Here is a 21,827-nt window from a genome sequence, read left to right as displayed (position 1 = left end):
TAAGACTGCGTAACAAAAGGAAAAAACATAGGGCGACTAGCTAAAACAGGCTAAAAAATATTAGCCTGGAGGAGTAAGCTCGCTCTAAACTCTAGCCATTTAAAACAGATCAATTAATTGCTAAAGGCATGTGAATATATGCCGCTACATGCCAGAAAAGATATTCGTAACATCTTCAGACCGGCCGGAATTACATCTATTTCCGGTCGGCTTTTTTCGTCTTGAGTTCTTCGATAGTACGGCTTGCAAACACCCCGCATCAGGGCAATTCCACTTCAACTTGCCGAGTAATCAGACCATTTGCATCTATATCACTCAGCCTTGAAGGTACTGGTATATGATCCAGTGATTCAAAATGCAACGTAATCGCTTCATGTGCATTATTAAGAATATCAGCCTCGTTATCCGAAGCAGAAAAGTATCCCGGCAAATCAGGAACAATCACTCCCACGCGGCGTCTTTGCCGCCATGCTCTATTAATATGGGATAGATCACTTTCACCTATTTTACCGGGTTACGTAAAAAATTGATCCAGGTATTAGGATACTGTTTTTTTAAGCTGCTCTTGATCTTGATTGTTTATTATATTTTTGGGAAGTGTTGCCAGAAGGCAGTTGAACAACATCGGCATATGAAGAATTACTTGCGCTCAGCCCAATCTTGAAGATTGAAATTGCGCCTTCCAGCTCCACTGCTTGCTGCCTGAGTATATCCGCAGCGGCAGCCGACTCTTCAACTAGGGCAGCATTTTGCTGAGTTACTTGATCCATTTGTGCAACAGCTTGATTGATTTGCTCAATGCCAGATCGCTGCTCGCGTGACGCATCTGAAATTTCTGTCATAACATTGGTTACACGATTAATAGAATTGGTGATTTCTTCCATGGTCGCACCCATTTGATTGATTAACTCTGCACCTTCATCTACATTTTTAATTGAACCATCGATTAAGTTTTTAATATCCTTAGCGGCTGTCGCGCTTCTTTGGGCCAAGTTACGTACTTCAGAAGCAACCACCGCAAAACCGCGACCATGTTCACCGGCACGTGCAGCTTCAACAGCGGCGTTTAAAGCAAGAATGTTGGTTTGGAATGCTATTTCATTTATCACATTAATAATGTTTGCGATTCTGCTGGAACTTTCACTAATAGAAGACATTTTTGAAATGGCATTTTGCATCATCGCACCGCCTCTCTTTGTTATCTGGCCGGAATTGACGGCCAGTTGACAAGCCTGGTGTGCGCTTTCAGTATTTTGACTGACTGTTGATGTAAGTTCTTCCATGCTGGCAGATGTTTCTTCAAGAGAAGACGCCTGTTCCTCGGTACGCTGAGACAAATCCATGTTACCAGCAGCAATATCCTGCGCCGCATGGCGTACAGACATCGAATTTAAATGAACATCCGCTACTGTTGCCCTTAAATTTATTCCCATTTGCCTAAGCGCATTTGTTAGTTCACTGAATTCATCATGACGAGTAGACAATGGAATTTGCACACTAAGATTTCCAGCCGCCAGCGTATTGGCAATGTTAATTGCTTGCCGTAGCGGAGAAACAGTATTTTTAATTATGTATCCGGCCATTATTGATATTAACATTAAGCCACACAATGTTAGTCCTACAAGAAAACCACCCAACCATGAAGGCACGGTATCTTGTGCTATCCCCCACCAGGTGGTACCACTCGCAATTACCAAAAATAAAGCAGAAATGGCAGCAAAGAATGCGATACGTTTATTGACTGTCATTCTGAAAAATGACTTCACTTTACCGACAAAATCAGTTCGAACTATTTTACCCTTTTCAATTTTGATATTTTTTGCCTTGCCATCCAGTAACTGGCGGTAAATAGGCTCTGCTCTTTCTACAACTCCCTGTGGTGGTTTGGTGCGTACTGACAAATACCCAATAATCTTGCCGTTATCAATCAAAGGCGTTGCATTGCCTAACACCCAGTAATAATCACCATTTTTACGACGATTCTTAACCAGCCCCGTCCAGGGTAAACCAGCTTTAAGCGTTTTCCACAAATCCTCAAAAGCTTGTGGCGGCATATCAGGGTGGCGAACAATATTATGTGCTTTGCCTATGAGCTCTTCTTTTGTAAATCCGCTTACCTCTATAAAAGTAGGGTTTACATAGGTAAGACGGCCTTTGGTATCAGTGGTTGATAAAATCAGCGTGTCATCATAGATTGGATATTCTGTGGCTGTTATCGGTAAGTTAACTCTCATTATTTTCCCTTACGTATTAATGATCATGTGTAGATTAACCAGAATTTTGGTCTTGCTGTGTAAACAAGCATCGCTCTACGAAGCACGTGATAGGCAAGTATTTTTATTTTTTTGCCACTATACCTAATTGCTTAAGTTAGCCAGATAACAAACAAAGAATAAAACGACACTCTTTTCTAAATTCAAATATTACGCCACTGATACTTGTCAATAATTTTGATTTCAGAATGGTCGTAAGAAATGCAGCAGAGGAATTGTTTCGCGGCATTTTCGAGGGAAATCAGCCAAAACTATGCAAAAAGTCTGTCAACGATAACACATTGAATATTTGAATTAATAATCATTCCGCTCGTCTTGCCCGACCAAAAAACATGGAGCAGGAATTATTGACCACAAAATTACTGCAAAAAATGCTTACTAAAAATTTATTAAAAGTCGAATTTGAAAAACCATGACCCGGATTCTTTGAACATTGGTATGACGCTGGCACCTTTCTCTAAACCCTCAAGATAGTCACTCCACCAGGTCATCATTTTTATACGCTCCGGCAAATATTATGCCAGGTTATATGCACCCCGTAATTCATTGCTTTCACAATGCACTATCTGGCGTTCAATTGCATCAGGATTGAATCCGGTTTCATTTAAAACGGTGGATGCTACCGCCCTGAATCCGTACCCGATCATCTTACCTTTATACCCCAGGCGATACAGGGCAAAAAGCATCGTGTTATTACTGACCGGCTTATTTTGTTTGCGCCCAGGCAGAGCAGGTAACGGCTATTGCCTGCCATGGTTTTTAATTCAGCGATTATTTTCATTGCCTGACTGGATAGTGAAACAACATGCTCGTTGCGCATTTTCATGCGCTCAGCCGGAACTATCCATATAGCATTATCCAGGTCGAATTCTGTCCAGACTGCGCCTATCAGTTCATTGGTACGAACAAAAGTTAATGCCAGTAGTTGCAAAGCCAATTGTGTTTGTCTGTCACCAATCGTTTCATAGGTTGATATTGCCCGTAACAGTTCCGGCAGTTCATCAGACTTTACCGCTGCCTGATTCTTTTTCTTGCGCGGTGTCAATTGCCCTTCAGACCGGCGGCCGGGTCACGGCTACAACGGCCAGTCACAACACCATACCGGAACACCTGCAGTACCCTGTGCGTTGGTTCGTTTAAGTTGGATACAAGCGGATAATTAAGGAATAGTACGTAAATGAAAACCTAATAACTTGCTTTATTTATTAGGTTTTATGGATTAGCCCGGATGACTACGGACATAGAATTGGCGGAGGCGGTGAGATTCGAACTCACGGTAGAGTCACCCCTACGGCAGTTTTCAAGACTGCTGCCTTAAACCACTCGGCCACACCTCCCCGAAAAACGGCAATCATACTCTTTCAGCCACGATTTGACCAGTCCTTTTGCCTGCAAACCCGCGCTGGTATTCAAGGCTTTTTGAAAGACCGCTCCAAATTTTTGGAAAAGAATTCAACAATTGCACCCAAAATTGTGTCAGTTCCCGCGCGCTGCAAGTTTTTCTTTCAATTGCCTGATTTCCTCTTCGGCTTTGACCTGTTCGGTTGCATCATACTGCACACCGAGGAAGTAAAGCAGATTACCATTAGAGTCGAACAATGGCATCATTTTCAGGTGGTTATAGAATAATTCCCCGTTTTTCTTGTAATTTCTGAGCGTTACTTCAACCGTTTCCTTGTTTTTAATCGCTTCACGTAATTTTGCAACCTGTTCCTGGTCTCTATCCTCGCCTTGCAGAAAACGACAGTTTTTTCCCAGGGTCTCTTCTTGAGAATAACCCGTAATACTCTCAAATGCCTTGTTAACATAAACCAGCGGCATATCTTCCAGATCGGGATCAGCCAATGAAACGCCATTAATACACGAGTCAAGAATTTTGGATAATACCTGCGGAATCAGCCCAGGATCTTTTTCAACTATAAAGTCCATAATTTTCTCCAAGTTTATATACAAGCTATACGCAGCATAACGCCTAAATCACAATCAAGGCTTTTTTATTGTTCAGATTCTGCCTCAATGATTTTTTTGATATTATGCACAGTTCTTTCTGTACCGTCCTGAACGGCTATACGAATCAGCTTTTCAAAAGGCTTCATATGCAACTCCAGATCAAGCAATTCAAAAACAAAAGTTATTCGACTGTTTTTCTCATCTACTGTTTCAATCAGATAATCACACCGATAAGGATTCGAAACACCTTCAAAACATACACGTTCTCCGGGATCGAACACAGTGACTTTAAATGTCGATTCTGAGCGGTTCCCCTGATCAACACGTACCTGACGACATTGCGTACCTTTCTTGATGGGACCATCTGTCAGATTTTCGAGCTCCTTGACCTCCGGTGACCATCGCGGATAATTGTCGAGCAGCTCTACACCAATAAAATTAAACAGTTTCTCAGACGGACTATGAATCAGTGCGTTGGCTTTACCAACGACTGGGGTCTGTTTTAGTAAACCGAACATAAATAGTCTCCTGCGTTAAATTCTTATACCACATACGTATCTATCCCTCTCAATAATAGATCATATTGCGCCTCGACCAACTCCTTGATGGTCAATGCGGGGATACCTGTAACAATATTACCTTCTGTAACCAGCCAGCCGACAGCATCCACAGGGCCCAGATTGACCACATACCCGATATCATGATGCAGATAAGGTTCTAGAATAGCCAATAATCCCGAATGACGCAAAATATTACGGCCGACCAGTTTGCCCTTGCGAACAGCTGATTGTGCAGACTGCACATTCGACCCCAGGGATTCATAAACAGAACAATCACCTGCAATAAAAATATTGCTCAACGTTTGTTTGCTGACTACAGCCTGACCAAACAAGTTTGCGGACATCACCATTTTCTGTTTTTTTCCCAGAAAAAGCAGTGTCAGGTCCGACGGCAGCTCATACAATTGCCCCGTCTCTTTGTCTTCAAGCTGTATTTGATCGCCTGCCTGACCATGATAGCGTGCATTGGGCACGCCCTTGATGCGCATATCCTGCATACAGGATTGCACATAGGTATCGAAACCTTGCGGAAACTGCGTCAGTACCCGGTCACCCGAATAAATCAACTGCAATTGTGCATTGATTTTCTGTCCACTTAAGAACTGTCTGATTTCAAACAGAAACTGTATACCTGTTGCGCCTGCACCGACAACTGAAATGATCTGTTGATTCTGCTCATTTGTCTTCAGGCATTCAACAAGCAACTCGGGACCGGTTTTCTGCATGAAGTGCTGCAACGTCAGCACATTTTCAGTCAGTTCGGCCTGACGAGATTCGGCACCCATCGCTATAACCAGATAATCAAACTCGATGAATTCATCTCCGACAGCAAGATACCTATTATCCTGCCATTGCCGTAACAATTCATCTGTTACAGCAAGTGAAGCCTTTATATGTCGACAACCAAAGCGCTCTTCAAGGGTGCTGAACGGCACCTGCAAATCCGATAACGGATAGCGGAATGTTTCATGCAGGTGCGTAATTTTGAGATGCTGATCGCCCGGGTCAATCAAAGTTATATCAGTATCGGGGGCAAATCGCTTCAAAGTCGTCAGCGCCGCCAAACCGGCATAACCTCCGCCAGCTATCACCACTTTTATCCGTTTTTTGCCAGGTATATAAAATGGTAGTAACGCCACGCATGCTCCTTTTATTTGATAGTAAATTTCCCGGACGCAACGGATGACGGTATGCTATCCGTTTGCCAATGCAAAACCGCCCATTGCCAAAATGTTTCCAGATTGCTATCGAGCAAACCTTGCGGCGGATTTTGACCAAGAAACCGCAATGCGGCCATCAGCTGTGATAATACATCGAAATGCCTTACGGGTGCAGCAAAGGTTTGCTTGCTGAGTTTTTCGCCGCGCTGGTTCGTAACAAGCGGTAGATGCATGTATGCCGGTACCGGGTAGCCGAGCAACTGCTGCAAAAAAATCTGTCGCGGGGTCGAATCAAGTAAATCCGCTCCCCGGACAACATGAGTGACACATTGATCTGCGTCATCAACCACCACCGCCAACTGATACGCAAACACACCATCGGCGCGACGCAGCACAAAATCGCCGATATCCTGACCGATACACTGGGACAAAAATCCCTGCACCCGATCCGTCAACTCAAGACATAGCATGTCGGTTTTTACACGGACCGCACTGCGTTTTTGCAACTCACTGTTCTGGTCTTTGCCCGGCGCACTGCGGCAGGTACCTGCATAGACTGGACCGTCAATGCCGGTCAGTCTTGAAGCAGCCACTTGTTTGCGTGAACAAAAACATGGATAAATCAGCGCCTGCTTTTTCAGTTTAGCCAACGCAGCACGGTAGAAATCATGACGTTGGCTCTGGTAAACAACTTCACCATCCCATTCCATACCAAGTTTTTCAAGTAAAACCAGTACATCGCGCGCCGCGCCTGGCACTTCACGCGGTGGATCGAGATCCTCTATTCTGACCAGCCACTCACCATTGTTTGATTTTGCATCCAGATAACTCCCCAAAGCCGTCACCAACGAACCGAAGTGCAACGGACCTGTTGGTGAAGGCGCAAAACGGCCGCGATAAATGGTATTTTCTGACTTTGCTTCCACCCGTAAATTGTATGCAATCGTGATAAGGGATTCAAATTACCTACGCGCCTGAACATCGGTTACCGACTATGACTGTTCAATACGCCGGCATCCCGGACCTGCCAGCCGGCTTCGTCCCCCAGCCAACGGGATCACTTGAATCTGAACGCCGATACGTTCTTTCAATAAAGGCACGTGAGAAATTACAGCAATTAATTTGCCATCCTGTCGCAAACCGGCAAGCGTATCAAGCGCGATTTCGAGCGCCTCTTCATCCAGTGAACCGAAACCCTCGTCAAGGAATAAAGAATCGACACGCACATTGTTGCTGGCCATCTTGGACAGCCCCAACGCCAGCGCCAGGCTGATAATAAAGCTTTCCCCTCCCGACAAATTTTTTGTGGTTCTGATTTCTCCGGCCTGGTAATTGTCTATCACATTCAATTCAAGCGGCTGTTCCAGATCGTGAATTAACAAGTAGCGATCGGTCAGTTTCTGCAATTGCCGGTTGGCATGGCGGATCATCCATTCAAACGTCAGACCCTGGGCAAAATTACGGTATTTTTTACCGTCAGCCGAGCCGATCAGTGCATGCAACTGTTCCCAGCGATCACATTCTTTTTTCTGCGCATTGACTGCCGCTTGCTTTACACCGATCCGCTCCATAGCCTGCTGATTTTGTGCAAGTCTAAGCTTTAATTCAGCGATTGCTTCACGCTGTTGGGTTAACAAAGCTTCAAGCGCACCGATCTCCGTTTCCAGCGTTTCGCGCGTCAACACCGTCAAACGTTTTTCTGATTCAACGGACAAACGGCGTTCCCTGTCCTTTTTTCGCGTCTGCATATCTCCCTGTCGATCATCCAGCGCCCGTTCTTCAGCTTTGAGTTTACGGAAATCTTCAACCGTCAGGCGGCTGGCAACAAACTGCTGCTCGTCGGCAAATCCGGCCGCGCGCAAAGCCGCCAGAAAGGTCGTTTCCAATGCTTCAAGCTCGTTGTTTCTGTTGTCAAGTCGCGATTTGAGCGCAGCTATTCGCACAGTAATTGCATGCAACTGTTTTTTGGCGTTTTCCCAGCTTTGTCGAGCTTTTTTCTCAACAGATTCCGCTGCGGTAGATACTTTCTCCAGTCGGATTTCTTCATCATCAGGATGCCCCACGCCAAATAACTGCCTGCGTTCAAGATTTAAGGATTCAAAGTTTTTTTCAAGCTTACTCAGTTCAGCCCGTTTCTCCAGTAACACTTTTTCGCGCGTTTCCAGTACCGCCGTACCGCTTTTCAAATTAGCTTCCAGCTCGGTAATCTGTTTATCCAGGACGGATTTTTTTTCCATGTTATCCTGCCATTTACGCATCTGTTTTTTCAACCGTTCAAAAATTTGCGGCATGTCTAAAACGACCGCTGCCGGCACGCCAAAAGGTTCCAATTTGGTCAATACAGATTGCCTCAGTTCTGCACATTGCGCATGGTTTTGCGCAAGCAGTACGGTAATATCCTGCAGACTTTTTTCCACAATTCTGATTGCATTCGCCGTATCTGCTTCATTTTTTTCAGCAACCGCAAGGCCCTTTTGCGCCACTTGCCCGGCTGTCTCAAGTGTCTGGATTTCAGCCTCGAGCTGTTCTGCTTTTTCAATTAATCCAGCCAGCGCTGCTATCTTCTGCTCGCTTTCGTTTACTGGTGGTTGATGGTCGTGCGCAAACGGATGTTGCAGGGAACCGCAAAGTGGACAGGGCTTTCCTTCCTCGAGCTGCATTCTTTCGGATTCAAGATCGGCTATTTTCTGCATTAAAACCATTTCACGCAGCAGAGCATCTTTTTCCGCACGATATTCGCGCAAATGCCGGCTGTTCAACAATTTACCCAACACCTCGCGCTGGCAATCTATCTGTTTCCGGACTGTTTCCAGCTCTTGCTTGCGAACGGCTGAGTTATCAGCACATTCCGCGAGCTTTTTCGCCTCGGATTCCAGTTGTTTTTTGATTTTCGTCTGTGCTGCTGTTTTACTGGCTATATCCTGCTCTGCAGCTATCAATTGATGGATGCGCGCTTCAATTCCGGCCAGCTCACCGACCAGCTGCCCATCCTGACTGTTTTTTTGCAGATCATCATAAATACATGCAAGTTCTTGCCGAGTGGTTTCGAGTTGCTTTCGCTGTTGAGTCAATTGCTTTCGGTCTGACTCGATTTGATCTGCCATTTTCCGGCAATACGCGGCGTCCGTTTTAATGGCTCTCTGCATTTCCGAGAGTTGATAATCAATTGTCCGTACTTTCTGAATCAATGGTGCGGCACTTTTCTGGGCGCACCTGGACTTTTCAACCGATTCTTCAGCAGCGCGCAACGCTGATTCAAGCTGTCGCACGGAAGATTCAACATCAGGCAATCTGGATATCTCGCTGGCAAGTACTCGCTGATCCTCGTCCTGCTGTTTTCTGACAGCACCCAGCGTTGCGTAGCCACCTTCGAGTCCGGCGGCTGCATCGGCACGGAGCAGGTGTTTTCGCTTCGGCTCAAACGCTTCACGCTCAACTTTAAGCTTTTTCTCTTCATCATCTAATAATTTGATTTCATTGCGCAATTCATCCACGTTTTTTAACCACGCAAGCGCCTTACCGGCTTCAAGCATTTTTGCGGTTAGTTCGGTTTCATGGTGCTGCGCTGCAATCAGTTCGCCGCGCATTTGCTCAATCTGTTCGTTACTGAAAACAGTGATACCCGATATCTCGGTTTTCAGCAGATTCAGTTTTTCACGCTCGGCTCGTGCGCGTTCATGAACTTTGATCGAAATACGACTGTATACCTCGGTACCGGTAATTTGTTCAAGAATCGGCGCCCGTTCGTTCGAATCAGCCTGCAGGAATGCAGCAAAACCGCCCTGCGCCAACAGCATTGAACGGGTAAAACGATCGAAATCCATACCGGTTAATTTCTCAACGCAGGCTGCGACCTCAAGGATTTTGGTCTCCAGAATTGCGCCTGTACTGGCATCAGCAATTTCATGTTTGGGCGCCTGCAGATCATTATCCGGTTTTTTCCGCGCTCTGCGCTGACTCCAGTGACAGCGGTAACAGCCCTTTTGCGTTTCAAACACCACCTCTGCAAAACATTCTCCCGTCTGGCGCGACATGAGTGCATTGTCACGTTTTGTTATTCGGCTCAATCTCGGTGTGCGACCGTAAAGCGCCAAACAAATAGCATCCAGTATAGTTGACTTACCTGCACCGGTCGGACCGGTAATGGCAAAAATTCCGTCAGCAACAAATTCCGGATGCGTCAAATCAATGACCCATTCACCATGCAGTGAACTCAGGTTTTTAAAACGCAGCTGCTGAATCCGCACCGATTTTCTCTTCAGATTTACTGCAGATCCGTGTCCGGTTCATTTTCGGACAAAGACATAACGATCTCGTGATAAGCACGAATCAATTCCGATTGTTGTGCATCAGGAATTTCATGAGCGGCTAGACAACGCACGAAAACATCGTCGATATCGAGATCGCCCAACGTTTCAACATTATCGGCGGAGTTAAGCGCTCTATCGATAATCCGGTTGTTTCTCACGCGGAGTATTTCCACTTTTGAACCGGCAATCGCATCATCCAGGCAGGTACGCAAATCACTTTGTACTGTTTCTCCTTCATAGATTATCTCAAGCCATACGTGAACATCCCTGTTCACCAGAGCATTTATCCGGTTCAAAATCGACGACAAATCCCCTTTAATCCGCTCTAGCTGCTGAAAAACAGGGATGGATATGAGCCTGACCACCGCCTGAGGTCTGCTGGTTGCAGGAAGAACACTGGATTTTGCTGAATCTGTAACTGCTGTATTAAATTGTTCGAATTCAACAACAACCACACTTTTTTGCTGGCCGGCCTCTCCAAACCCCATCGGCAGCGGCGAACCACTGTATCGCATCACTTGTGAGCTGCCAATCTGTTGAGGCACATGCAAATGTCCGAGCGCCAGATAATCCAGACTGTCCGGAAAAATTCCGGCTGACACATGCGCCAGCGATCCGACATACAGCTCCCGCACACCATCGCCCTCAACAGTCTCGCCACCTGCTGTAAACAAATGTCCCATAACAACCACGGGAACAACGCTGCCGGATTCAATGCGCTTTTTCTCAGCCAGTTCACACACCGCCACATAGTGACTGCGAATGCCTGACAGCAACTTACGCTCTTTATCCTCGACACCTTCTCCCGCATCAACCACACGTATATCACGGTCGCGTAAATACGGAACGGCGCAGACAATCAATTCCGGTTTATTCATTACATCATTCAGGATTAGCACCTCATCTTCAGGATCTTCAGTAATACTGCTCACTATATGCACATCCAGTGCTTTGAGTAATTCACGTGGTGCATTGAGAAAAGCAGGCGAATCATGGTTTCCGGCGATCACTATGACATGGCGGCAACATGATGCAGCGACGCGACATAAAAAACGGTAATAGAGTGTCTGGGCTGTGTTGCCAGGCATCGTGGTATCAAATACATCGCCGGCGACCAGCAGCACATCTACCTGTTCAGATTGTATCGTTTCAACAAGCCAGTCAAGGAAAGCTTCAAATTCCGCGTGCCGTTTGCGGCCGCAGAGCGTGCGGCCAAGATGCCAGTCTGAAGTATGCAATATTTTCATCATTGTCCCGAATTTTTCTGGCTTATTGATATTGAATCACTGTGACAAGCAAACGATCTCTCTCAATCACTTACCAAACGCAAACGCAGACATGTGCGTCAGTCGATCTTCTGACATATTTCTGACATATTTCCGCCCCATCAACTGCGCCAGATAAGCTAAAATGAACTGACAATGTATTTTTACAGCAATCCGGAAACTTTAATTAAAAGAGTACACAACATGAACGAATCAAAATACATAGGTATCGAACAAGACAGGCACAACGGCATGACACATCTTGGCCGTATTGTTCGCGATGCCTGGGTATTTGGTATTTTACCCGAATCCGAGACCTGTGCAGGTTGGGATCATTCACAAATGCAAAACCTGTACGAAAAAGTGCATGCCGCATGGGCACCGTATGGTCATCTGCCAAGCCGCCTGCCGGCGGATTTAAAAGACCGGCATACACGCATCTATAAGCAAGCCATTCAAACTGCAAAAGCCAAAGGCTGGAACCCTGAATTAGGTGAAGACGACTAAATCTATCGTTGTCGTTGACTTAAACCGCATTTTGCTGTAATCCTACAGGTCAGGCTTCTATTGTTACAGTTAGAAAGGATTTCACAAACAGGAAATTGAATTCAGGCTGACGATATCCAAATGATTCAAAACACATCAAGTGAACCCGATCAACCACATGGAAGGGTTGTTGCGGTTCAGGGAAATGTGGTTGATGTGCATTTTGAACCGCCGCTACCGGCGCGCAACTTTCAACTAATGACAGGTAGCAACGAACAGATCGTGCTGGAAGTACAAATGCATCTGGATGCAACCACGGCACGCTGCATAGCCCTCAATTCTACAAGAGGCCTGGGCCGGGGAATGTCTGTACGCAATACGGGTGCCACCCTGCAGATACCGGTCGGTGAATCACTACTCGGGCGCATGCTGAATGTGTTTGGTAATACCGTTGATGGCATTGATACCCCAGTTGAAGCAGAAGCATACTGGCCCATCCATCGACCGCTGTTACCACTCGCAGATCGGACCACCAGCACAGAAATATTCGAAACCGGCATTAAAGCCATAGATTTATTGTCGCCCCTGGAACGCGGCGGAAAATCGGGTATGTTTGGTGGTGCTGGTGTCGGAAAAACGGTGTTGATCAATGAACTCATCAACAACATGGCTGAACAGTATAAAGGCATCAGTCTGTTCTGTGGTATCGGCGAGCGCATGCGTGAGGCGGAAGAAATGTACCGCGCGATGAAAGAATCAGGCGTGCTGGAAAAAGCGATTCTGATCTATGGGCAAATGAACGAGCCGCCTGGTGCGCGCTTTCGTGTCGGCCATGCTGCAATGACCATAGCCGAATATTTTCGCGACGTGATCAAACGCGATGTTCTGCTACTTATCGACAATGTATTTCGATTTGTGCAATCGGGAACGGAAGTCTCGGGTCTGATGGGAAGAATCCCATCGCGCGTGGGCTATCAGCCAACACTGGCGACCGAGCTGGCCAAACTCGAAGAGCGGATCTGCAGCTCTCGGAGCGGCAGCATTACGTCAGTGCAGGCGGTTTATGTTCCTGCTGACGATTTAACGGATCCGTCGGCTACACATATTTTTGCACATTTATCTGCTTCTATCGTGCTATCGCGTAAAAGGGCCAGCCAGGGCTTTTATCCGGCGATTAATCCCCTGCAGACTGAATCTAAAATGCTGACACCTACCGTAGTCGGTAAACAACATTATCGTGTAGCCCAGAGCGTGCGCAGCACACTTGCAGAGTACGAGGATCTTAAAGATATTATCGCCATGCTCGGCATAGAAGAACTCTCTCGCGAAGATCGCATGACGGTCAACAAAGCACGCCGGCTGGAGCGATTTCTGACACAGCCCTTTTATACAACCGAACAGTACACGGGCCAATCCGGCAGACGAGTCCCCCTGCAACAGACGATTGACGGTTGCGAGCGTATCCTGGCGGGAGAATTTGAAGATGTAGGAGAAAAGGCCTTCTACATGATTGGCTCAGTCGATGAAATTGACAGAAAGGGATAAAGGATTAACGGTGGACAAACGCAACCTGGAAAATATTGGGACGGAAATGCAATTGCAGGTCTTGCTGCCCACCGAAATACTGGTTAACGAAAGCGTAGTCAAAATTATTGCAGAAGCGGAAAACGGTTCCTTTTGTCTTCTGCCCAGGCATATCGACTTTGTCGCAGCCCTGGTGCCGGGCATACTAAGTTTCTACCCGACCGGAAGCGGTGAACACTTTGCCGCTCTGGATGAAGGCATTCTGGTCAAATGCGGCCGCGATGTTTATGTGTCGACTTTGAACGGTGTCTGCGGAACCGATCTGGATCAACTAGAAGCATTGATCGAAGAACGTTTTCTTGATCTGGATGAACATGAACGCAAAGCACGAACGGCACTGGCCCGGCTTGAAGCAGGCACTTTGCGGGGATTCAGAGAACTGCAGGACAAAATAACATGAACAAAGATTCGTCTGAAAAAGATAAATCACCAGCACAGGATCCCTCCCCAACCGAGAAACTGGGCGAACAGATTGGTCACCGGGCCAAGCGAAAGCTACAGGCGCGTGATAAAGATGAGCGCACTGTCTGGTTCGGTTTCGGCATGTTTGGGCTCGTCGGCTGGTCTGTGGCGATACCCACCATCATCGGAATTGCCATTGGGCTCTGGCTCGACAGGGAATGGCCTGGCCGGGTTTCATGGACTTTGACTTTTCTGATCATTGGTATAGCACTGGGTTGCCTGAACGCCTGGTATTGGATCAAACACGAAAGCGGGCGCTAATAAGTTTAATGAAAAATTATCATGCATGATTTACTTATTCTGATAGCACTGTTTACAGGCGGTATGATGCTTGGTGTTGTTTACTTTTCCGGCCTGTGGTTTACAGTGCGACATGTCAAAAACGGCAAGCATCCGGCCTTCTGGCTGATACTCAGTCTGATTCTGCGTATGGCCCTGCTATTAACGGCTTTTTATCTAATTCTTAGTTTTGGATACTGGAAAGATTTACTCGTTGTGCTTGCCGGGTTTGTATTCTTGCGCATTCTTTCAGTACGCAGTATGCGTCGTCAGATATCAACAAACGCAGATATCAGGGAAAAACAGCTATGACAATCAGTCCGGACAATATCATTTTCTGGCAATGGGGCACGGTGTCGTTGAATGCAACGATCGTCTACACATGGCTGGTGATGGCGTTATTGACACTGGTTTCATGGCTGGTCACGCGCCGCATATCCTTCGGCACCACAATCTCACGGTGGCAAAACCTGCTGGAAGTACTTGTGACCGGCATACGTGACCAGATCCAAGAAGTCAGCCATCAGCAGCCGGGGAAATATCTGCCATTTGTTGGCACGCTGTTTTTATTTATAGCAATGGCCAATCTGCTCAATGTGATGCCCGGCTACATGGCGCCAACCGGCTCGCTCTCAACCACTACAGCGCTTGCCATTTGTGTCTTTGCTGCCGTGCCGATATATGGCATCGCCTATGAAGGGCCATTGAACTACCTTGCGCATTATGTCAAACCGACACTGCTTATGCTTCCCTTCAATATTATTGGCGAAATTTCACGTACCATTGCACTGGCCGTGCGCCTCTATGGAAACATCATGAGCGGCACGGTGATAGTAGCGATCCTGCTGAGTCTGACACCGTATTTTTTCCCGGTCGTGATGCAACTACTCGGGCTGCTGACCGGCATGATTCAGGCCTATATCTTTGCTATTCTAGCGATGGTCTATATCGCTTCGGCAACCTCGGCACACGCGGGAAAACCAGGTTCAACCGGAAACCGAAAATAAATTGAACAAGGAGGTTCAGCTTGGATAATATCTCACTCATCGGCATGATATCTATCGTCACTGCAGGTCTGACGATCGCGATTGGCTCCATCGGCCCAGCATTTGGCGAAGCTCGAGCAGTAGCACAGGCCCTGAGCGCAATTGCCCAGCAACCAGACGAGTCGGCGACGATCACACGTACTTTGTTTGTCGGCCTGGCCATGATCGAATCTACGGCAATTTATTGTTTTGTGGTGGCGATGATTCTGATTTTTGCCAACCCTTTCTGGGATTATGTAACAACTGCGGGAGGTTAATGCATGAGCATTGACTGGATTACGGTCTCGGCGCAGATTGTCAACTTTTTGATTCTGGTCTGGCTGCTGAAACGGTTTTTATACCAGCCGGTGATTCGGGCAATGGATCGCCGCGAGCAGCAGATCGCATCACAGCTGGATGAAGCGCAAGCACGCGAACAAAAAGCTGAGATAAAGTCGCAGGAGTATCAGGTGATGCTTACAGAACTGGAACGCACTCGTGACAACATTCTGGCCGAAACGCATGCAAAAGCCGAGCAGCAAAAAAGGCAACTGCAGGACGAAGCACGCCGAGAAGTCAACGAAACCCGCGAACACTGGCAGAGACAGTTTCAGCTGGAAAAGGCTGAATTCCTGAGCAATGCGCGCAATCAGATTGCTAACACGGTGCAGAATATTGCGCGCAATGCTTTAGCTGACCTAGCTGATATCGAGCTTGAAGAACAAATCATTGCTTCATTTATTAACCGTCTCGGTTCCTTGGATCAGCGCTCACAGACTTTGATCCAGAAATCGTCCCGGCAGTCGTCTGAACCAGTCCGCATTACCAGCACATTCAAGCTGGATACAGCGGCGCGGAAACGCCTTACCCATGCCGTACATGCAAATCTTGTCGACGGCATTGAAGTTGAATATTCCGAGTCTGCCGAATTACTGTGCGGCATTGCTTTAACGGCTGGAGAAGGTCAATTGAGCTGGAATCTTGCTGACTATATTCATAAACTTAATCAGGATGTCGAGCAAGCTATATCGCCGGATACGCAGCCTGGAACAGAAAAGGAATAATTTTTTTGCTAGAACAGCTGCTGCAAGAAACCCTTTCAATACTCGACCGGACGGTCAGGCAACACACATATACATTACATGCGAGAGAAACAGGCCGTGTGATACATGTAGGCGGTGGCATTGCACGCATAAAAGGTCTGTCCAGCATCCGTTCCGAGGAACTGATACGTTTCCCGGATGACGTACTGGGTGTGGCGGTCAATCTGGAGCCACAAGAAGTCGGCGTCATCCTCCTCGGTGACAGCGACAGACTGGCGGCCGGCATTGATGTCAACGCTACCGGCCGCGAAGCAGATACGCCGGTTGGCGAAAGTCTGTTGGGCAGGGTGATTGATGCCACTGGCCGCATCCTCGACCGCGGCAAACCTCTGCGCTTCAAAGAGCGACGCCCTGTGGAACGGCTCGCGCCGGCCATTATTGAACGCGCCCCAGTAACCGTACCGCTGGAAACCGGTATCAAAACCATCGATGCGCTGATTCCGATCGGCCGCGGCCAGCGTGAATTGATTGTCGGCGACCGCCAGACCGGAAAAACTTCTGTAGCCATTGACACCATCATCAATCAGCGAAACAAGAATGTTATCTGCGTCTATTGCGCGATTGGCCAGCGCGGCACAGCTGTCGCGCGTGTGGTCAACACGCTGCGTCAGTTTCATGCGCTGGAAAACACAATTGTTGTAGTGGCTTCGGACGAAGACCCGCCAGGCCTGCGCTATATCACGCCTTATGCAGCCACTACGATGGCAGAATATTTCTTGGAGCAGGGAAAAGATGTGCTCATCGTCTATGATGATCTGACCCGCCATGCGCGTGCCTACCGGGAACTGTCCCTGTTACTGCGACGCCCTCCCGGGCGTGAAGCTTATCCCGGCGATATTTTTTATTTGCATGCACGGTTACTGGAAAGAGCAACGCATTTGCACCAGCGCGGCGGCGGCGGTTCTCTAACGGCCTTACCTATAATCGAAACACAGGCTCAGGACATCTCAGCCTATATTCCGACCAATCTGATTTCAATTACAGACGGCCAGATTTATCTTTCACCCACATTGTTTCATAAAGGACTGCTGCCTGCCATCGATGTCGGCAAATCCATTTCCCGTGTAGGCGGTAAAACACAATTTCCGACATTTCGCAGCGTTTCCGGTGATTTAAGACTTTCTTATTCACAATTTGAAGAATTGGAAACCTTCGCACGCTTCGCGACGCGCCTGGACGAAGAAACGCGCAGCACCATTGAGCATGGGCGACGTGTGCGAGAAGTCCTCAAACAGGTCGAACACCATCCTCTTCGAGGTAGCGAACAAATGGTTGTACTGAAAGCAGTAAATGAAGGTTTATTCGATCATTTGGCGCTGGAAAAGATTAGTAATGCCGAAGCAGCCATCCAAAAATGTGTACTCGAAGAACTGCCCGATCTATGTGAGCAAATGGAAACGGGGAAAAAACTGACCGAATCGCAATGGAAGCAGATTCTTGAAGTTGCACGCAAAGCAATCGCAAATATTGAGGACAGAACAGAACGTTTAAGTTGAGTAGATCGTTATGGAATCTCTTGAACAATTATACAAGCAACGGAACAGCCTTGAAGAGCTTCGAACAATCGTCAAAACCATGAAAGCCTTATCGGCGGCCAGTGTCAGACAGTATGAGCAGGCGGTAATAGCACTTGCCGGGTATTATCGAACCGTTGAACGCGGCCTGCATGTCGTATTGAAAAACACGGCATCGACACCACCTGCAACACAAAATACCCACCAGCACCCTAAGTTGCGGCAATCGCGCTACCGGCAACGTCTAGGCAGTATCGTTTTCGGTTCCGATCACGGTCTGTGTGGACGGTTTAATGAGGATATTACAGCTTTCGCGCTGGAGCGCATGCAATCAACACCTGCCGACCCAAACAATCATGTACTGCTCGCGGTCGGCGCACGTGTCGCTGCCAACCTTGAACATGAGGGTCACATGGTTGAAGATGTTTTTCTGGTACCGGGTTCAGCTTCGCAAATCACACTGAGCGTGCAGCAGATACTGCTTAAAATAGACGAATGGCGCGAACAAAACGGCGTTCACTATGTTTACTTGTTTTATAACCGGCATTCGGGCGGAAAAGGCTATCGCCCGACCGGTTTCGAACTGTTGCCAGTCAACCTGCATCGTTTTCACCGCCTCGAGGAAGAAGTCTGGCCTTCACGCAGCCTGCCGGACTTTACCATGAACCGCGAACAATTATTCACACGGTTATTGCGACAATACCTGTTTGTTACGATTTTCCGGGCCTGCGCAGAATCACAGGCTAGCGAACATTCCAGCCGGTTATCTGCCATGCAATCTGCACAGCGTAACCTGGACGAACGCATAGAAGACGTGACCATGTCCTTCCGCCGTGCACGCCAGAATGTAATCACCTCGGAACTGCTGGATGTCGTATCTGGTTTTGAGGCAATCACCAAAACACCATCAAATAAAACTTAGCACTGCTACACCGTCAGCTTTCATAAACACCAATTTGACATAAACAATCTAAATTTATTGATGCCCGAATTATTCTTGGTTAGCCAGAAGGTCATGTATCTCAAAAAGACTAAAACACATCATCCACGATATTTATTGCATACTGTTTCTAATCCAAGGCTGAATATTTACGTTTACGTAGAATTTGACAAACGCAATCAATAAATAAGCTGATTCAACCCTTTTCTATTCAGCTAAGGACAAAGCTATAAACTTGAAGCGTGCTACTAAATTGCTATATAGTAAGTTACACATATCACCATCAAAAAGGAGATTGTAAATGAAATATTCATTATTTTCTGGCGTGCTGATTGCGATGTTTTTGGTTGCCTGCAATGAGAAACCAGGTCAATATCCGCCCAGTCTCTATAAAGAACGTGAAGGCATGTTAAGCGATGAGGAACTGGAATCGTCAAAGCAAAAAGCAGCTGAGAAGAAAAGTCTTACCCAAGCCGAAAGTCAATCTGCATATAATGATACAACATCCGAAGCAGCAGCAGATACAAAGGATTCTTGGGGGGTCATAAGCGAAGAAATATCCAAAGAATCTGACTCCTCAGATGATGTAGAATCTTCCCCTTCAGAAGTTGATAATGATGAAAATGATTCTTGGGGGGTCATAAGCGAAGAGATTTCAAAATAATCATAATATTTTGATAATTGACCAAATCTGCGAATATCATAAAGAATAAAGTGACACTGGTATTCATAACCAGTGTCACTTATGCCGCGCAGAATTAAATGGCGTTCTCACATCAGCAAGCATAACTCCCAACTTGTAACGTTTACCTTTCAGTATGAGGTGATTACTCTTATCCAGACAGGTGGTATTGGTATCGGAAAACCCATATGGTCACGGTAACAGGGATCCCGCTATTCATTAAAGCTAAAGCTCCCGATTCTACAACACCTTAAATTTTGTCAAACTGCTGGAACGAAAAAAACTGAAAAAAACGAAAACACGCCAGAGCACTCGTTCGGACGGATGCTGCTTCGTTGATGAACTGGCTATGTGCTTTTCTTCCCTAAATCGAACGACTTGATGTGGTTCGAACGATCAGTCAACTGCATAAACGAAACTGTGTGTCTCGTCATAACCAACAATCTGAAATTCCCGAAAGAGCGAGGCGCAGATTTCTGGAGGTAAAAACAGTAACCACCACCTCGCCTGCCCGCATCATACGCCACTACTCCTCAAATCCGGTAACAGTCAATTCAATCTGACACCACAAACAGCTGCTTTCGTAGATCACAATGACCCGTATGGTCACAATTCAACGAATACAGATAGTAAATTATTCCCAAACCAGGCAAATTATGAACATTATGCATTTGTATATGTCTATAAGATATAACTTATGCACTCGATCAATTTGTTAAAAATCAAATTAGCTGACATGAATATGGTGCAGTCAAAACATTTTTCAAGGAAAAAACCATGAGCAACAGTAACCATAAAACAATTACCAACAGTGTGGCTGAAGATAATTCAACAATATTGAGAAAATTGCTTTTTTTTACAGTGTTAATGTTTAGTTTCAGCTACGCACTTGTTCCAATGTATGAAAAAATCTGTGAAGTAACAGGAATACGACAACCAGTAGCAAATATTGATGCCGCTATTATGAAAGCCCGTGCAGTAGATTTAACTCGCGAAATTTCAATAGAGTTAGACGCCAATGTGCACAGTGCAGCATTGCAGTTTAAGCCTGTCCAGTCCAGCATTAAAACGCACCTGGGCGAGTTTGCAGAGATTGTTTACGAAGTTCGGAACAATTCCGATCTTCCGATTACTGGCCAGGCTATACCCAGTTATAGTCCACGTAACTTAGAAAAATATTTAAAAAAAATAGAATGTTTCTGTTTCACTAAGCAAGACCTGGAACCGGGTGAAATAAGGCAAATGCCCGTGAAGTTTTCCGTAGATCCTCAGTTACCTGCTGATATAAATACTGTGACTATTTCCTATACATTTTATCGCCTGGAATCTGATATTTAAACAATTTATAAAATTTTATAGCGCTTTGCCATTTTTCCGATAAAGCGCTATAAAACTCAATCAGTCTCAATAACGGATAACAATTCGGTTGTATATGAAATCACTGCTGTCCCGTTTAGGGGTTTAACTCGTTGAAATTATTAAACAAACAATTCTCATGTCTTAGACAAATTTTAACGTTTAATTTTTAATTATTTCAATAGGTTATAACAACATTGGCTTCAAGTTTACGGGACAGCAGTGATATGAAATACATGATGTTAATTAACATGTAAAAATCACCAGGGAGAAACTGGAGGCAACATTGAAAAGTTAGCCGCTTGTTAATGAGAAAATCCGGCATTTATCCGGAGAACCCTGGAGTGATGTACAGGAACATATAGCCGAAATCCGGCACCGACATTTTGTCGGTAAAGAAAAAATCAGCAAGATCGCCACGAAACTTAATCCCAGATCTCCCGTTAGGAAAATTTCGCCGCCATAGAACGGCCAGTTACCTGACTGCCCCGGCACAGATCCCGGCGTGCGGAATTACCGCACCGGGCTCTTCAATATCACTCGCTTTCGCGTTCAGCTTACAGCCCTGCATTCATAATATTACCGATCTGGTCTTTGACAAGGGAACCACCTTCGGTGTTGGCACACAAAAGTAATTCAACCAACCATGAAACCGATAACCATTTATCCGGTCTTTTCGACTCCTACGCCTGAGCCATTTAAAAAGCAATTTAATCGCTTCGTCGTAGAAGATCCTGATTGACCGGTAGTTACCCGGTATCCCATAGTAGTACTCTATCAATGTGATATTGCCAAATATTAAAGTATTCTCTCAATATATGCTACCAACATATTGAGAGATCAGATGAAGAAAAGATATATTGTTCGTTTAACTGAAG

Annotated in this window: 21 protein-coding genes and 1 tRNA gene; 12 read left to right on the top strand and 10 right to left on the bottom strand. The window is 46.2% G+C overall.

What is annotated here, in order from left to right:
• Positions 1 to 259: 259 nt before the first annotated feature.
• The 10 genes from BMY62_RS14500 to BMY62_RS14455 all read right to left on the bottom strand — a co-directional run bounded on the left by BMY62_RS14500 (position 260) and on the right by BMY62_RS14455 (position 11,500).
• The gene (locus BMY62_RS14500) at positions 260 to 451 is read right to left on the bottom strand and encodes a type II toxin-antitoxin system HicB family antitoxin (protein WP_177170412.1); all 192 of its coding nucleotides are present in this window, start codon (positions 449 to 451) and stop codon (positions 260 to 262) included.
• A gap of 103 nt (positions 452 to 554) precedes the next feature.
• On the bottom strand, positions 555 to 2,234 hold the full coding sequence (locus BMY62_RS14495; protein WP_090661558.1) for a methyl-accepting chemotaxis protein: 1,680 nt from the start codon (positions 2,232 to 2,234) through the stop codon (positions 555 to 557).
• 682 nt (positions 2,235 to 2,916) lie between these two features.
• Positions 2,917 to 3,318 carry a tyrosine-type recombinase/integrase gene (locus tag BMY62_RS16600; protein ID WP_256207649.1) on the bottom strand — a complete coding sequence of 134 codons (402 nt, stop codon included), beginning with the start codon at positions 3,316 to 3,318 and terminating at the stop codon, positions 2,917 to 2,919.
• Positions 3,319 to 3,520: 202 nt separating this feature from the next.
• Positions 3,521 to 3,610, bottom strand: a tRNA-Ser gene (locus tag BMY62_RS14485).
• Positions 3,611 to 3,749: 139 nt separating this feature from the next.
• Positions 3,750 to 4,202 (bottom strand): PAS domain-containing protein, encoded by a 453-nt coding sequence (locus BMY62_RS14480; RefSeq protein WP_090661556.1) that lies wholly within the window; start codon positions 4,200 to 4,202, stop codon positions 3,750 to 3,752.
• A 65-nt stretch (positions 4,203 to 4,267) separates the two neighbouring features.
• Complete coding sequence (locus BMY62_RS14475; RefSeq protein WP_090661554.1) at positions 4,268 to 4,741, bottom strand: SRPBCC family protein; 474 nt, start codon at positions 4,739 to 4,741, stop codon at positions 4,268 to 4,270.
• Positions 4,742 to 4,764: 23 nt separating this feature from the next.
• Entirely contained in the window at positions 4,765 to 5,922 is a 1,158-nt protein-coding gene (locus BMY62_RS14470) for an FAD-dependent oxidoreductase (RefSeq protein WP_090661552.1), read from the bottom strand.
• Between the two features lie 11 nt (positions 5,923 to 5,933).
• On the bottom strand, positions 5,934 to 6,869 hold the full coding sequence (gene gluQRS / locus BMY62_RS14465) for a tRNA glutamyl-Q(34) synthetase GluQRS (protein WP_256207648.1): 936 nt from the start codon (positions 6,867 to 6,869) through the stop codon (positions 5,934 to 5,936).
• Positions 6,870 to 6,935: 66 nt separating this feature from the next.
• The gene (locus tag BMY62_RS14460; RefSeq protein ID WP_090661550.1) at positions 6,936 to 10,190 is read right to left on the bottom strand and encodes an AAA family ATPase; all 3,255 of its coding nucleotides are present in this window, start codon (positions 10,188 to 10,190) and stop codon (positions 6,936 to 6,938) included.
• Between the two features lie 17 nt (positions 10,191 to 10,207).
• A complete protein-coding gene (locus tag BMY62_RS14455; RefSeq protein WP_090661567.1) occupies positions 10,208 to 11,500 on the bottom strand; it encodes an exonuclease SbcCD subunit D C-terminal domain-containing protein in 1,293 nt (430 codons plus the stop codon).
• Positions 11,501 to 11,722: 222 nt separating this feature from the next.
• Here BMY62_RS14455 and BMY62_RS14450 point away from each other — a divergent pair, with 222 nt between their 5' ends.
• The 12 genes from BMY62_RS14450 to BMY62_RS14395 all read left to right on the top strand — a co-directional run bounded on the left by BMY62_RS14450 (position 11,723) and on the right by BMY62_RS14395 (position 20,931).
• Positions 11,723 to 12,025, top strand: coding sequence for a hypothetical protein (locus tag BMY62_RS14450; protein ID WP_090661565.1), 303 nt, complete (start codon positions 11,723 to 11,725; stop codon positions 12,023 to 12,025).
• A gap of 120 nt (positions 12,026 to 12,145) precedes the next feature.
• Complete coding sequence (gene atpD / locus BMY62_RS14445; RefSeq protein ID WP_090661548.1) at positions 12,146 to 13,549, top strand: F0F1 ATP synthase subunit beta; 1,404 nt, start codon at positions 12,146 to 12,148, stop codon at positions 13,547 to 13,549.
• Positions 13,527 to 13,988 carry a F0F1 ATP synthase subunit epsilon gene (locus BMY62_RS14440; protein ID WP_256207647.1) on the top strand — a complete coding sequence of 154 codons (462 nt, stop codon included), beginning with the start codon at positions 13,527 to 13,529 and terminating at the stop codon, positions 13,986 to 13,988. Before atpD ends, BMY62_RS14440 begins: the two co-directional genes overlap by 23 nt.
• On the top strand, positions 13,985 to 14,311 hold the full coding sequence (locus tag BMY62_RS14435) for an AtpZ/AtpI family protein (protein ID WP_090661547.1): 327 nt from the start codon (positions 13,985 to 13,987) through the stop codon (positions 14,309 to 14,311). The genes BMY62_RS14440 and BMY62_RS14435 overlap by 4 nt, the downstream gene beginning before the upstream one ends.
• A 21-nt stretch (positions 14,312 to 14,332) precedes the next feature.
• Entirely contained in the window at positions 14,333 to 14,641 is a 309-nt protein-coding gene (locus BMY62_RS14430) for an ATP synthase subunit I (protein WP_090661545.1), read from the top strand.
• Positions 14,638 to 15,336 carry a F0F1 ATP synthase subunit A gene (locus BMY62_RS14425; protein ID WP_090661543.1) on the top strand — a complete coding sequence of 233 codons (699 nt, stop codon included), beginning with the start codon at positions 14,638 to 14,640 and terminating at the stop codon, positions 15,334 to 15,336. Before BMY62_RS14430 ends, BMY62_RS14425 begins: the two co-directional genes overlap by 4 nt.
• A gap of 20 nt (positions 15,337 to 15,356) precedes the next feature.
• Complete coding sequence (locus BMY62_RS14420; protein WP_090661541.1) at positions 15,357 to 15,632, top strand: F0F1 ATP synthase subunit C; 276 nt, start codon at positions 15,357 to 15,359, stop codon at positions 15,630 to 15,632.
• A 3-nt stretch (positions 15,633 to 15,635) separates the two neighbouring features.
• Positions 15,636 to 16,418: a F0F1 ATP synthase subunit B family protein gene (locus BMY62_RS14415; protein WP_090661539.1), complete on the top strand. Its 783-nt coding sequence runs from the start codon at positions 15,636 to 15,638 to the stop codon at positions 16,416 to 16,418.
• 5 nt (positions 16,419 to 16,423) lie between these two features.
• Positions 16,424 to 17,953, top strand: a complete 1,530-nt coding sequence (locus tag BMY62_RS14410; protein WP_090661538.1) for an alternate F1F0 ATPase, F1 subunit alpha — start codon at positions 16,424 to 16,426, stop codon at positions 17,951 to 17,953.
• 10 nt (positions 17,954 to 17,963) lie between these two features.
• Positions 17,964 to 18,893, top strand: a complete 930-nt coding sequence (locus tag BMY62_RS14405; RefSeq protein WP_090661536.1) for a F0F1 ATP synthase subunit gamma — start codon at positions 17,964 to 17,966, stop codon at positions 18,891 to 18,893.
• 319 nt (positions 18,894 to 19,212) lie between these two features.
• Positions 19,213 to 19,575 (top strand): hypothetical protein, encoded by a 363-nt coding sequence (locus BMY62_RS14400; protein WP_090661534.1) that lies wholly within the window; start codon positions 19,213 to 19,215, stop codon positions 19,573 to 19,575.
• A 795-nt stretch (positions 19,576 to 20,370) separates the two neighbouring features.
• Positions 20,371 to 20,931, top strand: a complete 561-nt coding sequence (locus BMY62_RS14395; protein WP_090661532.1) for a cytochrome c oxidase assembly protein — start codon at positions 20,371 to 20,373, stop codon at positions 20,929 to 20,931.
• Positions 20,932 to 21,827 lie beyond the last annotated feature (896 nt).

This window comes from Nitrosomonas marina (assembly GCF_900111605.1).
Taxonomy (GTDB): Bacteria; Pseudomonadota; Gammaproteobacteria; order Burkholderiales; family Nitrosomonadaceae; genus Nitrosomonas; species Nitrosomonas marina_A.
Note: the sequence above shows the minus strand (reverse complement) of the source record. Positions and strands in the feature narration are given on the sequence as shown.

Excerpts from the sequence above, each read along its gene's own strand:
- BMY62_RS14405 (WP_090661536.1), top strand. The coding sequence starts at position 17,964 with ATGGAATCTCTTGAACAATTATACAAGCAACGGAACAGCCTTGAAGAG.
- BMY62_RS14400 (WP_090661534.1), top strand. The coding sequence starts at position 19,213 with ATGAAATATTCATTATTTTCTGGCGTGCTGATTGCGATGTTTTTGGTT.
- BMY62_RS14395 (WP_090661532.1), top strand. The coding sequence starts at position 20,371 with ATGAGCAACAGTAACCATAAAACAATTACCAACAGTGTGGCTGAAGAT.
- atpD (WP_090661548.1), top strand. The coding sequence starts at position 12,146 with ATGATTCAAAACACATCAAGTGAACCCGATCAACCACATGGAAGGGTT.
- BMY62_RS14495 (WP_090661558.1), bottom strand. The coding sequence starts at position 2,234 with ATGAGAGTTAACTTACCGATAACAGCCACAGAATATCCAATCTATGAT.
- BMY62_RS14475 (WP_090661554.1), bottom strand. The coding sequence starts at position 4,741 with ATGTTCGGTTTACTAAAACAGACCCCAGTCGTTGGTAAAGCCAACGCA.
- BMY62_RS14480 (WP_090661556.1), bottom strand. The coding sequence starts at position 4,202 with ATGGACTTTATAGTTGAAAAAGATCCTGGGCTGATTCCGCAGGTATTA.
- BMY62_RS14450 (WP_090661565.1), top strand. The coding sequence starts at position 11,723 with ATGAACGAATCAAAATACATAGGTATCGAACAAGACAGGCACAACGGC.
- BMY62_RS14415 (WP_090661539.1), top strand. The coding sequence starts at position 15,636 with ATGAGCATTGACTGGATTACGGTCTCGGCGCAGATTGTCAACTTTTTG.
- BMY62_RS14435 (WP_090661547.1), top strand. The coding sequence starts at position 13,985 with ATGAACAAAGATTCGTCTGAAAAAGATAAATCACCAGCACAGGATCCC.
- BMY62_RS14455 (WP_090661567.1), bottom strand. The coding sequence starts at position 11,500 with ATGAAAATATTGCATACTTCAGACTGGCATCTTGGCCGCACGCTCTGC.
- BMY62_RS14440 (WP_256207647.1), top strand. The coding sequence starts at position 13,527 with ATGAAATTGACAGAAAGGGATAAAGGATTAACGGTGGACAAACGCAAC.
- BMY62_RS14425 (WP_090661543.1), top strand. The coding sequence starts at position 14,638 with ATGACAATCAGTCCGGACAATATCATTTTCTGGCAATGGGGCACGGTG.
- BMY62_RS14430 (WP_090661545.1), top strand. The coding sequence starts at position 14,333 with ATGCATGATTTACTTATTCTGATAGCACTGTTTACAGGCGGTATGATG.